The organism is Butyrivibrio sp. M55, assembly GCF_900116865.1.
Taxonomy (GTDB): domain Bacteria; phylum Bacillota; class Clostridia; order Lachnospirales; family Lachnospiraceae; genus Butyrivibrio.
The window spans coordinates 42,796-56,665 of sequence record NZ_FPCD01000010.1 but is presented as its reverse complement, the minus strand read 5'-3'; the positions used below and the strand labels follow the sequence as shown (position 1 = coordinate 56,665).

The following is a 13,870-nucleotide window of genomic DNA, read 5'->3' as shown; positions in this document are numbered from 1 at the left end:
AGCAAAAATGAGTGAGACAATGAAAAACTACATAGAAGAGGCCGAGAAGGCACTGCTTCATACATATAACCGTTATCAGATCGTTCTCGACAGAGGAGAGGGCGTATATCTTTATGATATAGATGGAAAAAAATATCTTGATTTTGTATCGGGAATCGCTGTATTTGCCCTTGGTTACAACTACAAAGATTACAATGATACACTTAAGGCGCAGATAGACAAGATTCTTCATACATCAAATTATTATTACAATGTGCCTGCCATCGAAGCTGCAAAGAAGATAAAGAAAGCTTCGGGCATGGACAGAGTATTTTTTACAAACAGCGGAGCGGAAGCTGTTGAAGGAGCACTTAAGGCTGCAAGAAAATATGCGTTCCTTAAGGATGGCAAGACGGATCACGAGATTATTGCCATGAATCACTCATTCCACGGAAGGACATTCGGAGCACTTTCCGTTACGGGCAATCCTCATTACCGCGAGGCATTTGAGCCTATGATCGGAAATATTAAGTTTGCCGATTTCAATGATTTTGAAAGCGTTCTTTCATGCGTGACGGACAAGACTTGTGCGATCATCATGGAGACTGTTCAGGGCGAAGGCGGTATCTATCCCGCAACCGAAGAGTTCCTTACCAAAGTAAGGGCGCTTTGTGATGAAAAAGACATCCTTCTTATTCTCGATGAGATCCAGTGCGGAATGGGAAGAACGGGCTCAATGTTCGCATGGCAGAAATTCGGAGTAAAGCCTGATATCATGACAACCGCAAAGGCTTTGGGATGCGGAGTTCCCGTCGGTGCATTCCTTATGACCGAGAAAGTTGGGGCCAATTCTCTTGTTGCAGGAGACCATGGAACAACTTACGGCGGTAACCCGCTTGCTTGCGCAGCTGTTAATAAAGTTCTTGATTTATTTAACAATGACAATATAATAGAAAATGTGAATAAAGTGGCACCTTATCTCGAAAAGAGACTTGATGAGCTTAAGGATCGCTACGATTTCATAGTGGACAGAAGAGGTTCAGGTTTTATGCAGGGTCTTGTATTTAACAGACCTGTTGCGGATGTGATCAATATGGCTCTTGAAAATGGACTTATCTTGATAAATGCCGGAGCTGAGATCATCAGATTTGTTCCTTCTCTTGTCATAACCAAAGAAAATGTTGACGAGATGATCGACATTTTGGACTCATGTTTGGGGAAGATATGAAATTTGAAACCAAAATTATTTCTATAGTTCTAATATTATGCATGCTGGCGGGCGTTTTTGTTAATGCCCGTTCAGATGAAAGCATATTTGAAGAATTTTCTTTTTTTTCAAATAAGACAACTCTAAGAGTGTGGTACACGGATGATGCGATTACTCCGTACCTTCAGAGTATGGCGGTCAAATTTTCCGATAAAAACAGGAATGTTCGTGTTGAGCCTAAGCTTGTTTCGGGAATGGAATACCTCGAAGAAGTAAATAAGGCATCTGTAGAAGACAAGAACTTTCCCGATATTTTTGTTACCACAAACGATACTCTTGAGAAAGTTTATTGTGCCGGCCTTGCACTTGAAGCCGATAATTCAGACGGCTTTTTTAACAAGGTTCTTTTTCCGAAAGCGGCACTTGATTCCGTAACATACAAAGGTAAATATGTAGCTTATCCTTTCTACTTTGAGACCAGTGCTCTCGTATATAACAAGACATATCTTGAGAACTATGCAAAGGATCAGATGGAAAAGAAAAAGCAGGAAGAAGAGTCCGTAGAGCAGGAGCCTGCGCTTGAAGAAAGCAATGAGAACGCCGGTGAAGGCGATTCTTCCGAAAGTGCAGAGGATACCGAAAAGGCAAGCGAAGAGTCGAGTGAAGCTTCAAGTGAAGAGTCTTCGGATGAAGCCGGAGAGGAAAACAGCGGCGAAGGCGAAGAGGGAGAGGACTCCGAGGGTGAAGATGCCGAAGCTGAAGAAATTCCGGAAGATGACGGTTTCTCTACAGAAGCGGTTAACGAAGAGATTAATGATATTCTTTCTTCGGATTTCAAATCGATTCAGGATATCATCAACTTCTCACGAAAATACGAAGCTCCGGATAAGATCAAATCCATCTTGGAGTGGGATGTCAATGATATCTTCTATAACTATTTCTTCGTGGGTGCTTATATGAATCTCGGTGGTGACGCCGGAGATAATATTAACATAGAAAATATCGATCAGGATATAGCAATATATAACGGTAACACTATCAGCTGTATGAAGATTTATCAGCAGCTTAAGCAGTTCTTCGCTATTGATGCGAAAGAAATTACTTATGATGATATGGCGACGAGATTCCTCAAGGGAGAAATCCTGTTCACCATTGCCACAACCGATATTTTCAAAAAGTATGACGAACTTAAGGTTAAAGATCCTTTGTCAATTACTGCCGATGGTGGTGAACTTTATGAGTTTGCCGTAGCTCCCGCTGTACCGGAGCTTCCCAACGGACTTAAGACAAGAACCATGTCTGTTACGAACTGTCTTGTTGTTAACGGATATTCGGAGCATCCGGATGTTGCGGAAGAGTTTGCAAGAATGATCTGCATGGATGAAAAAGATGATATTTACAAAATGTCACATAAACTTGCAGCGCATTACGGAATTGATTACGGACATGACGGTATCAATAAGTTCGTAGATATTTACGCTGATTCGGTTTCCATGCCCAAGACTATTCAGACAAGTAATTTCTGGATGGAGCTTGAGATTGCTTTTGCAAAGATCTGGGATGATGAGGAAGCGGATTGTAACGCCATACTTAAAGAATTGTCCGAGAATATCAAAACTCAGGTAATGGGGCAGGAGTATCACGATCAGGTTATCCAGGATCCGATCGATCAACCTATTACAGCCGGACTTTCAGAAGAAGGCGATTAACGAATGTTAAATTAGCTTGATAAATTACTTAATATATACTAGAATAAAGATTGCATGGCGGGGACCTCTGTAATGGAGGATACATGCAAAAAATCTTTTTAGTGTTGTTCGGTATAGTTTGCTTGCTGACCGGATGCACTTCGACAAAGGCTGAAACAGAGCCTGTTATGAACAAGATGATAAGTGACGAAGGGGCGGAGTCTTATTCGGATGAAAGTACCGGTGAGGAAAGCATCGGAAGTCCGGAAGAAAGCAGTTCCCAAGTGCTTGTCGTATATGTATGTGGTGCAGTATCCGAACCCGGAGTATATGAGCTTTCTTTTGGAAGTAGGATAAATGACGCTGTTATTGCTGCCGGAGGATTTAGCGACGAGGCTGATACTACTTATGTCAATCTCGCAGCCGAAATTTCCGATGGTGCTAAATTAAGAATTCCAACTCTCGAAGAGACGGAAGAGATTAAGGGAAAGGGCAATGTCTTGTCGGAAGATTTTAATTCTTTTGACAAAACCGGACATGATGTTGATGTAAAATCGGTTAACTATGAATTGATTAATATTAATTCAGCTACCGAAGAGGAACTTAAGACTCTCCCGGGAATAGGCGATAGCATAGCGGCGAGAATTGTTAAGTACCGTCAACAGAATGGAAAATTCAATTCCATAGAAGATATAATGAAAATATCCGGTATTAAAGACAAGCTTTTTTCCAAGATAAAAGAATACATCACTGTATAACAAAATTATAGGAATGGGTGGATTATGAGTAAAAAAGTTTTGGTTGTTGATGACGAAAAGACAATTGTAAAAGGAATTAAGTTCAGCTTAGAGCAGGATGATTTCGTGGTTGACTGTGCATATGACGGCGAAGAAGCTGTTGATATGGCAAAACACCATAAATATGACATCATTCTTCTTGATCTTATGTTACCTGTAATGTCAGGTCTTGATGCTTGTCAGCAGATCAGGGAATTTTCAAATGTTCCGATCATCATGCTTACAGCAAAGGGCGATGACATGGACAAGATTCTTGGTCTCGAAAACGGCGCGGACGATTATATCACAAAGCCATTCAATATTTTGGAAGTAAAGGCCAGAATCAAGGCAATAATCAGAAGATCGGCAAAGGCTACTCTTGATGATAAGTGCCTTCAGTTTGGTGACCTTAAGATTTATCAGGAGTACAGAAGAGTATTTATTAACGATAAAGAAATCGATGTAACAGTTCGTGAGTATGAGCTTTTAGAGTATCTTGCAGTACATGCGGGAAAGCCCTATACAAGAGATATGCTTATGGATGTTGTATGGAATAAGGATTGGGATTTCAAGGGTGACGCCAGAACTGTAGACGTACACATCAGAAGACTTCGTGAGAAGCTTGAGTCTAATCCGAGCGAGCCTCAGTATATCAGAACAAAGTGGGGAAGTGGATATTATTTCCAGGCATAATCCACAGCTAAAAATATGAAACGTTATATTGGTGTGATTTTAAGTTTTTTTAAACAATTAAAGATCAGTAACCTATTAAAGAGTCTAAGAGCACGATTTTTCATAATTGTATTTCTGACAGGATTATTTTCATGCATTATAATGCATATTCTGATCCTTCAAAGTTATGAAGATCGTGCTGTCAATGTCAATTCAAAAGGCGTTCAGACACAGCTGAGAATTTTGGCTAATCACCTTATTACGAATGAGTACTTTACAAATACATCATCGGAAGTCGTAAATGCGGAGCTGGAGATGCTGACTACCATTTACGACGGACGTGTGATGGTTATTAATAATGAGCTTAAAGTTATTAAGGACACTTACAATATCAACGAAGGTAAGACTATTATCTCCGAAGAAGTTGTAAACTGTCTTAAAAAGGGCTCAAAAGGGGCGGTATCCAGATACAACCATGATGATGGCTTTATCGAGGTAGTTACCCCTATTATTCAGGCGCCTATTATTCAGGAAGGTGATATATCGGATAAGAATGAGCCTACGGAGGTTGTAAGAGGAGTTATCCTTACGAGTGTATCGACAGACTCGATTGAGGCGACTCTTGAGGTTCTTAGCAGAAGAGCTACAACCATTGAGGTCATCATTATTTTGGTTATATTCGTCTATGCTGCGGTTGTATCTGCAGCGTTGTTACAGCCGTTTGACAGAATTACGGCTGCAATTGATGACGTTAAGGCAGGATATACCGATGAACCTATTATCGGACCTAACTTCCTTGAAACGGAGCAGATCATCAAAGCTTTCAATGCGCTGCTTAAGCGAATGAAAGTCCTTGACGATTCGCGTCAGGAGTTTGTTTCCAACGTGTCGCATGAGCTTAAGACGCCTATCACTTCCATGAAGGTTCTGGCGGATTCTCTTTTGGCACAGGACAATGTTCCAAATGAAGTCTATAAAGATTTCATGGTGGATATTGTAAGTGAGATAGACAGAGAAGATAAGATCATCAACGATCTTCTTTCTCTTGTTAAGATGGATAAAACAGCAGCGGATCTTAATATCACAAGTGTTGATGTTGTCGAGCTTGTTGAGATAGTCTGCAAGAGATTAAGACCTATTGCGGTTAAACATAACATTGAACTTACACTTGAGAGTAAGCGCGCAGTAACGGCAGAGATAGATGAAGTAAAAATATCACTTGTTGTTATGAATCTTGTTGAAAATGCGATAAAATACAACAAGGATAAAGGTCAGGTTAAGGTTGAAGTTGATGCCGACCAGCAGTTCTTTGTTGTGAAGGTTATGGATACCGGTATGGGTATTCCGAAGGAGTCGCTCGATCATATTTATGAGAGATTCTACCGAGTTGAGAAGTCAAGATCGAGACAGATCGGCGGTACGGGACTTGGACTTGCGATCGTACGAAATGCGATCCTTATGCACAGAGGAACTATCGATGTAGACAGTGAAGTGGATAAGGGAACAACCTTTACCGTTAAGATACCGCTTATTTACACAAATCAGAAGTAAGAGAGATATGTTATGAGAACCAGCTGCTTTATGAAAAATAGAATATTGTTTTGCGCAGCAAGCATACTTACATCCGCTTTTCTGGTTTCATGCGGCGAAAAAAAGATCGAAGTAGACAATAAGATAAATGTTTACTACGTGAAAACGGATGAGACAAGTATTGTGCCGGTTGAGTACGAACTTAAGACAGATCCCACCAAGGATATGTACGGTGCGATAACAGAGCTTGTCCAAAAGCTCGAGGAGAGTCCCGGAAAGAGTCTGTATGAGGCTCCTATATCCGGCGATGAATCCGGAGAGAAGCCCAACGAAAAAAATGGCGATGTAGTCGGAGATGCCTGGCTTAACAGATACACTTACGTAAATAATGTTCTTAAGCTTGAGTTCGGTGCTCAGTACGATAAGCTTGGAATAACCAAAGAAGTTCTTACCAGAGCTGCTATCGTAAGTACATTTACACAGCTTGAAGGTATAGATTATGTATATTTTTGTGTAGGTAAAAAAGAGGCTGTTCGTATGAATTCCGAAGGCGATGCCGATTCGGCAACAGACGATCCATATGAGCCCGCACCTTTAAAGGATCATTCGGGAAATGCCATAGGTCCTATGAAGGGTGAGGATTTTATCTACAATGTTGACAGCGAGATTAATAAGAATAAGAAAAAGGAAATCACGCTGTATTTTGCAAACAAGACAGGAGATAAGCTTAAACGTGTATACAGATATGTTGTATATAACAGCAATATTTCCGAGGAAAAATTAAGGATTGAGCAGCTTATAAACGGTCCTAACACAAATGATGCTTTTCCTACGATCAATAAGGATACCAAGATCAACAGTGTTAATATCAAGGACAAGGTTTGCTTTATTGATTTTGATTCATCCTTCCTTACTCAGTCCAATAATGTCACGGTGCAGGTTGCGCTTTATTCTATAGTAAATACCGCAACTGAGCTTCCGGATGTAGACAGAGTGGTTATTTCGGTTGACGGAGATTCTTCGTTTACCTTTATGGATTATAATATTTCGGGTGCATACGAAAAGAATACAGATATTATTTCAAAATAAGGAGTTTTACATAAGTGAAAAGACCGTTGTGTCCGGTTGCACTGGTCATTACGGCGATTGTCTTTATTTATCTTAGAATTTCTTTTGCGAATTATTTATATGAATTACCTGATCGTCAAGATGGGGAAACGGGCTTTGTTACCGGCGTTGTGGCAAGGAAAGAAGCCCGTCCCGATCAGTCAGGTGAAAGTCTTTATGTTATTTATGTGGTTCCACAGAATATCTCAATCGGAAAAATGAAATATGTAATGTGCAGTTTAAAAGAGGGAGATGCTTATGTCCCTTCTGTCGGCGAGCACGTTAAGATACGCGGGAAATTTACGTCGTTTAAGAAAGTAAGAAATCCCGGAGGATTTGACAGTCGCTTATACTATGCGACCTTGAAGATTGCTTTTAAATTATATAATGCTGAAATTACGGAGGCGGACGGAAGAGAGGATGTTCTTCGGGAGAGACTTTATGATCTTAAGATGCTTTTGGAAAAGAATCTTGACCGGAATCCTGTGCTCAGTGATGACGATTCAGCCGTGTTAAAGGCTATGATCCTGGGCGATAAGGCCTTTATGGATGATGATATAAAGGATATGTATAAAAACAGTGGTATAATGCATATTCTTGCCGTTAGCGGACTTCATATATCCATAATCGGAATGGGGCTTTATAAAGCACTTCGAAAGTGTAAGATTAAGCCTGTATTTTATACAGCGATTCCGATAGCTGTAATGTATCTGTACGGAGAGATGTGCGGTGTCGGATCGTCTTCTTTCAGGGCGATATGTATGTTTACAATAAGGCTTTTTGCTCCGCTCCTTGGGAGAACATACGATATTTTATCGGGGCTTGCGATAGCTGAGATTCTGCTGGTTCTTGATTGTCCGCTATATTTATATAACAGCGGATTTTTATTTTCTTTTTGTGCCGTCATAGGCGTTACGGTTGTAAGACCGGCGCTTGAAAAACTTTTTGAGAAAAGAGAGAGTGGTAAGCTTAAGTTTTCCGGCGATGATGATAATGTCTTTTGCAAAATATATCCGGCAATCCGTTCGGGTTTCATTCTTGGTTTTTCTATCATGATTTCCACTTTACCGATATATATGTCGTATTATTTCACATATCCGTTGTTTTCTTTAATATCCAATATGATAATAATCCCGCTTGTTAGTGTGCTGATGGTCATGGGGATTGTATGTCTTTTTACAGTAGGTATCTCGGGAGTGGTTCCGGGAATAATTGCGCACTTGATACTTCTTTTTTACAAAGGCATATGCGGAGTTCAGACTAACCTTCCGGGGAATACTCTATATATAGGTCATGCGGGTGAAACTAAAATCATATGTTATTGTATGATCGCAGGACTGGGGCTCTTTTTCCAAACAGGTAGAATTAAAAATATTCATATATCATCGAATATTGAAAAGCACATAAGACGGGCTTTGATAGCAATCGCTGTCGCTACTTTGGTATACAGCCCCAAACCTGAACTGATGATATCTGCACTTTATGTCGGGCAGGGCGACGGAATCGTGATAGAAGACGGAAGGGAGCGCATACTCATAGACGGCGGAAGTACGTCGGAGAAGAAAGTCGGAAGGTACTCGATAATCCCGTATCTTAAGTACAGGGCGATCGGAAGTCTTGATGCGGCGGTTGTTACGCATGAGGACAATGACCATATTTCAGGGCTATTTGAAATAATGGATGATATGGAAAAGGGCGGGATAAGGATAAAGAGACTGATTCTTCCCGATGTTTCGGAAACTTCAAGAGGAGATAATTACAGGAAACTTGAGAAGAGAGCAGGGGAGCTTGGCATTCCTGTTTCTTATATTTCAACCGGAGAAGAGATTACCGTAGGGAAATCAAAGTTTTTGTGTATAAATCCCGATAAGGGAATGACTACGGAAGGTGCGAATGCTTATTCCACAGTCCTTTTGATGAAAAGAGGGGAATTCAAAGCTCTTTTTACAGGAGACGTGGAAGAGGAAGGGCAGGAGAACATCAAGGAGACCATAAGAAACAATCCCCAGATTTTTAAAGATATAACTTTGCTGAAAGTTGCTCATCACGGGTCTAAATATACGACTGATGTGGAATTTCTTGAGCTTATAAATCCAAAGATGGCCGTCATAAGCTGTGGAGAGAACAATACCTACGGGCATCCCCATGAGGAGACGCTTGAGAGGCTTGAAAGCATCGGCGTGGAAGTATACAGGACCGACGAATCGGGGGCTGTCATTATAAATGTTAGAGACGGTGTGTTGGAAACAAAGAAATTTCTGAATGAAAAATAGAGCATCTGAAATGATATATTCGGGTGAGTTTTTGGCGCATCTGTGGTAACATATTGAATGGAGTGTGATTATTTATGGCAGTTAAGACATCAGATTTTCCGGTGAAGCAGAGACAGATAAATGAAGATATAGCAAGCGGGAATTTTAAGCCTTGCTATCTTTTATACGGTGATGAGGCTTATCTGAGGCTCCAGAACAAGGATAAACTTGTTAAGGCCATGGGGGTAGACGCTTCTTCAATGAATTTTACCAGATACGAGGGTGATGGCTGCAATCCGGCTGAGATAATCGATATGGCTGAGACAATGCCTTTTTTATCCGATAAGAGAGTGATACTTATCGAGAACAGCGGATTTTTCAAGAGCGGTTGTCCCGAACTTGCGGATTATCTTAAGAGTCCGTCGGAGACAACGTACTTTATTTTTGTTGAGAAGGAAGTAGACAAGAGAAAAGATATTTATAAAGCTGCATCTAAGCTTGGACTTGATATCAGCTGCGATGAACAGAGCGAAGATACCTTGAGAAGGTGGATCGCCGGCAAACTCAAAGCTGAGGGAAAGACAATCTCTCCACGTGCCCTTGCACTCTTTTTGGGACGCGTCGGAACAGATATGTCAAATATAAGTACCGAGATAGAAAAGCTTGTTTGCTACTGCATAGACAGAAATGAGATCACGGATGAAGATGTGGAGACTGTATGTGCGAACTGGCTTACAGGCCGTATTTTTGCAATGACGGATGCAATCGTAGAGAGAAAGAGGACTGTGGCGATAAATCTCTACTACGATCTTCTTGCGCTTAAGGAACCGCCCGCGAAGATACTTGCTTTAATAACCAGGCAGTTTAATCTAATGCTCCAGATAAAAGAGATGACCCAAAATCACAAGGACAAAGCGCAGATTGCAAGTGCCGTGGGGTTGGCACCGTTCCTTGTCGGTAAATACGTGGGATGGGCAGGCAATTACACAATTGAAGAGCTGAGAGATGCGCTTGAACTGTGTGCTTCAAATGATGAGGCTGTTAAGACCGGAAAGCTTGATTATATTATCAGTGTCGAGATGGTCATAATAGGTTGCACCCGCGATCAAAAAGTTAAATGATATTTGAAAAAGAACGATTTTGGGCTTATACTAAACATTGTTTACGCTTATAGGGAGGTAGATTTTTTTGGAAAGACCGGTACCAAAACCACAGGAGTTATACAGACATTTTAAGGGGAAAATGTATCAGATAGTCACTATTGCAATTCATTCCGAGACAAGGGAAGAAATGGTGGTCTATCAGGCATTATATGGGGACTATTCGGTTTATTGCAGACCTCTTTCAATGTTCATGTCGGAAGTCGACAGGGAGAAATATCCGGATGTTGAACAGAGATTTCGCTTTGAAAAGGTTGAAAAAGCTGATACGGACGATACTGTAGAAGCCTCTAAACCCACAAAAACCGAGGACAAAGTAAATAACGAGATTAGTGAGGCAGGAAAGATGAGTGATGAGAAAAAAATGACTTCAGCACCGAAGTTTAATGTAGATACTTCTTACGAGCGCTCTGAAGTTATGGAGAAGAGCATTGATGATGAAGCGCGTGATCTTAACCTTGATCCGCTTGTGATCAAATTTTTGGATGCAGACCTTGCTTCCGAAAAGAATGATATTTTGTGCAAGCTTCATCCGATAATAACTAACGATATGATTGATATTATGGCAATGTCTGTGGGCGTTGTCATTAATGAGGGGGATGTTGACGGCAGGTACAATGATCTTAGAAACTGCCTTACAACGATGGAGAAATATGAAAGTACCAGATTAAGGAGTTAAATACAATATGAAATTACTTTCAGTTGCGATTCCCTGCTACAATTCAGAAGGGTACATGGCTAAATGCATAGAATCGCTGCTTGTTGGCGGTGAGGATGTAGAGATTTTGGTCGTTGATGACGGATCAAAGGACAGAACAGCGGAGATAGCCGATGAATATGCGGCAAAGTATCCCACGATCGTAAAAGCAATTCATAAGCCCAACGGTGGACACGGAAGTGCCGTAAATGCCGGACTTGAGCATGCTACAGGCCTTTTCTTTAAGGTAGTTGACTCAGATGACTGGGTAAAAGAGATTGCTTACAGAAAAATATTGTCGACACTTGCGGACCTCGCAGGCGGAGATACACAGCTTGATCTTTTGATCAGCAATTTTGTATACAACAAAGTGGGCGAGAAGAGACATAAGGTTATGCGTTATAACACTATGTTTCCTGTTGAAGAGCTCTTTTCATGGAAAGACATAAAGAGAACTCCCAAGGGACATTATCTTCTCATGCATTCTGTAATATTCAGGACAAAGCTCTTGAAGCAGTGCGGATTAAAGCTCCCTGAGCACACATTCTATGTAGATAATATCTATGTGTTCAATCCGCTTCCTTTTGTAAAGACGATGTACTACCTCGATGTTAATTTCTATTATTATTACATCGGGCGTGAGGATCAGTCAGTTAACCAGAAAATCATGCTTTCACGTATCGATCAGCAGATCAGGGTGAATAAGCTCATGATTGATTATTACGTTGAGAATATCGGAATGATCAAGTCGCAGCCTGAGAGATACAGATATATGTTTAATTATCTGGAGATTATTACAGCTATTTCTTCGGTGCTCCTTATTACAGAGGATACGCCCGAAAATCTTGCCAAGAGAAAAGATCTTTTAAACTACATCAAGGACAAGAATTACTGGTTATATGTAAGAATCAGATACAGTATTGAAGGCACATATATTTATTTGCCCGGAAAAGGCGGCAGAAAGATAACTTTGGCCGGATATAAATTATTACAGAAAATTTTTCACTTTAATTAATATCAATAAAGTGATAAAGTAGTTTGAGATACAGAAGTAGCAAATACACCTAATGAGGAAATTATGAAAGATATGTTCGCAAGACTTGTCGGAAAAAAGGTCGACAAGGGCTATTTTAAGAATGTATTCGGAATGGCAATGCCGCTTCTTATGTATGGTGCTTTGTATATTACCTGGTTCTCAATTATAGAGAAACACAGATTTTCACATTACGCCGTTATACATACGGCTATTGATGACAGGATTCCATTTATAGAAGCGTTTATTGTTCCGTATTATTTATGGTTCTTTTACGTATCGCTTACGCTGGTGTTCTTTATTGTGACATTGGAGGTGGAGGATTATTACAAGAACTTCTTTTTCCTGACCACAGGAATGACGTTGTTTCTTATAATATCGACTCTTTTCCCCAATATGCATCACTTAAGACCGGCTGTGATGCCAAGGGATAATATTTTTACAGCGCTTGTACAGATTATATACAGCAAAGATACAGCGGCTAACCTATGGCCGAGCATCCATGTATATAACTCGATCGGAACCATGATTGCTGTCCGAAGAAGCAAGAAATTTAATAAGAGATGGAAGATTGCGAGTGACATTTTGGGTACACTCATTATTCTTTCAACCATGTTCGTGAAGCAGCATTCTGTTTATGATGTTGTTACTGCGTTCGCGATGGCTGTTATCTTCTACATTTTCTATTACCGTACATCGGCAATGGAGAATTTCTACAGAAGAAAAGAAGAGAAGCTTGCTTTTAGATACAATTGAATCAGATAGCATAATTAATAATAAAAAGCTCTGTCTCAGGTCATGAGACGGAGCTTTTGTTTTAAACATTCCAATGTGATGTCATCTGATTTCACCGAAACTTCGCCGTCGGTATGTACCCACATGGGAAGCATGGTCTTGATTCTTATTCTTGATGTTCTGTATTTGTAAACACCTTTAAAGTAGTAGTGAAGACCAAAGAACGAGAACGGAAGAGCGAGCATCATTTTTGCCCTCTTCATATCGCCCACAATGCATAGGTCAAATTTGCCGTCGGTAAGACTTGCCTTCGGGGCAAAATTAAATCCGCCGCCTTCGTAGCGGTGTATCATTGATGCGATAAATAAGAAGTGTGACAAATGTATCTGTTTGCCGTTTTCAAATTCGATATCGCACGGTATTTTATCCGCTTTTATCAGCTGTTTAACTGCGATTATTCCGTAGGTCAGCTTTCCGAGTCCCAATTTATTAAGGAAATTCTTTGTTCCCGATGAGAGGGCTTCTTCGCATACCGCTGCGTCAAATCCTATTCCTGAGCTTACGCCGAAATATCTGACCTTGTCAGGTGTTGTCTTACATAGTCTGGATATCGGTTTTGTCATTGAACCGTAGGTGAGTTTTCCTATATCGAGGGTTCTTATGACTTTGCCGTCTATTATGCGCTCAAGAAGATCGTCGTATTCTTTTGGATAGTTAAGATCTCTTGAAAAATCATTACTTGAACCGAGCGGTACATAGCCGACAATTACTTTTTCAAAATCGGTTATTCCGTTTATTGCTTCATTGAGCGTTCCGTCGCCGCCAAGGACGATAACTTTTATTGGATATTCTTCTTCGCTTGCAGATGTGATGAACTGTGTCATCAGTTTCGATGCGTGTCCGGGACCTTCGGTGAAGACGGGAGTGTACTCGATTCCCGCGGATATGAATTTATATTCAAGTCCGGTCCAAATGTCTTTTCCCTTTCCGGATCTTGCTGATGGGTTGATAATACAGTAATACATATGCGTCCT

Annotated in this window: 12 protein-coding genes; 11 read left to right on the top strand and 1 reads right to left on the bottom strand. The window is 40.6% G+C overall.

Annotation, left to right across the window (positions count from 1 at the left end; all coding sequences use genetic code 11):
• Positions 1 to 7: 7 nt before the first annotated feature.
• The 11 genes from BM398_RS11485 (at position 8) to BM398_RS11435 (ending at position 12,857) form a co-directional block, all read left to right on the top strand.
• Complete coding sequence (locus BM398_RS11485) at positions 8 to 1,207, top strand: aspartate aminotransferase family protein (RefSeq protein ID WP_242827229.1); 1,200 nt, start codon at positions 8 to 10, stop codon at positions 1,205 to 1,207.
• The gene (locus tag BM398_RS11480; RefSeq protein ID WP_092337795.1) at positions 1,204 to 2,895 is read left to right on the top strand and encodes a type 2 periplasmic-binding domain-containing protein; all 1,692 of its coding nucleotides are present in this window, start codon (positions 1,204 to 1,206) and stop codon (positions 2,893 to 2,895) included. Before BM398_RS11485 ends, BM398_RS11480 begins: the two co-directional genes overlap by 4 nt.
• A gap of 83 nt (positions 2,896 to 2,978) precedes the next feature.
• The gene (locus BM398_RS11475) at positions 2,979 to 3,632 is read left to right on the top strand and encodes a helix-hairpin-helix domain-containing protein (protein ID WP_092337794.1); all 654 of its coding nucleotides are present in this window, start codon (positions 2,979 to 2,981) and stop codon (positions 3,630 to 3,632) included.
• A 24-nt stretch (positions 3,633 to 3,656) separates the two neighbouring features.
• Positions 3,657 to 4,343, top strand: coding sequence for a response regulator transcription factor (locus BM398_RS11470; RefSeq protein WP_092337793.1), 687 nt, complete (start codon positions 3,657 to 3,659; stop codon positions 4,341 to 4,343).
• A 141-nt stretch (positions 4,344 to 4,484) separates the two neighbouring features.
• Positions 4,485 to 5,873 (top strand): sensor histidine kinase, encoded by a 1,389-nt coding sequence (locus tag BM398_RS11465; protein ID WP_330390582.1) that lies wholly within the window; start codon positions 4,485 to 4,487, stop codon positions 5,871 to 5,873.
• A gap of 30 nt (positions 5,874 to 5,903) precedes the next feature.
• On the top strand, positions 5,904 to 6,941 hold the full coding sequence (locus BM398_RS11460) for a GerMN domain-containing protein (protein ID WP_175531925.1): 1,038 nt from the start codon (positions 5,904 to 5,906) through the stop codon (positions 6,939 to 6,941).
• Between the two features lie 14 nt (positions 6,942 to 6,955).
• The gene (locus BM398_RS11455; protein WP_092337790.1) at positions 6,956 to 9,232 is read left to right on the top strand and encodes a DNA internalization-related competence protein ComEC/Rec2; all 2,277 of its coding nucleotides are present in this window, start codon (positions 6,956 to 6,958) and stop codon (positions 9,230 to 9,232) included.
• A gap of 74 nt (positions 9,233 to 9,306) precedes the next feature.
• Complete coding sequence (gene holA, locus BM398_RS11450; RefSeq protein ID WP_092337789.1) at positions 9,307 to 10,332, top strand: DNA polymerase III subunit delta; 1,026 nt, start codon at positions 9,307 to 9,309, stop codon at positions 10,330 to 10,332.
• Between the two features lie 121 nt (positions 10,333 to 10,453).
• A complete protein-coding gene (locus tag BM398_RS11445) occupies positions 10,454 to 11,050 on the top strand; it encodes a DUF1653 domain-containing protein (protein ID WP_442857305.1) in 597 nt (198 codons plus the stop codon).
• A 7-nt stretch (positions 11,051 to 11,057) separates the two neighbouring features.
• Complete coding sequence (locus tag BM398_RS11440) at positions 11,058 to 12,083, top strand: glycosyltransferase (RefSeq protein ID WP_026666942.1); 1,026 nt, start codon at positions 11,058 to 11,060, stop codon at positions 12,081 to 12,083.
• A 63-nt stretch (positions 12,084 to 12,146) separates the two neighbouring features.
• Positions 12,147 to 12,857, top strand: coding sequence for a phosphatase PAP2 family protein (locus BM398_RS11435; RefSeq protein ID WP_092337787.1), 711 nt, complete (start codon positions 12,147 to 12,149; stop codon positions 12,855 to 12,857).
• A 35-nt stretch (positions 12,858 to 12,892) separates the two neighbouring features.
• On the opposite strand, the gene BM398_RS11430 is transcribed toward BM398_RS11435, so the two are convergent.
• On the bottom strand, positions 12,893 to 13,861 hold the full coding sequence (locus tag BM398_RS11430; RefSeq protein ID WP_092337786.1) for a diacylglycerol/lipid kinase family protein: 969 nt from the start codon (positions 13,859 to 13,861) through the stop codon (positions 12,893 to 12,895).
• Positions 13,862 to 13,870 lie beyond the last annotated feature (9 nt).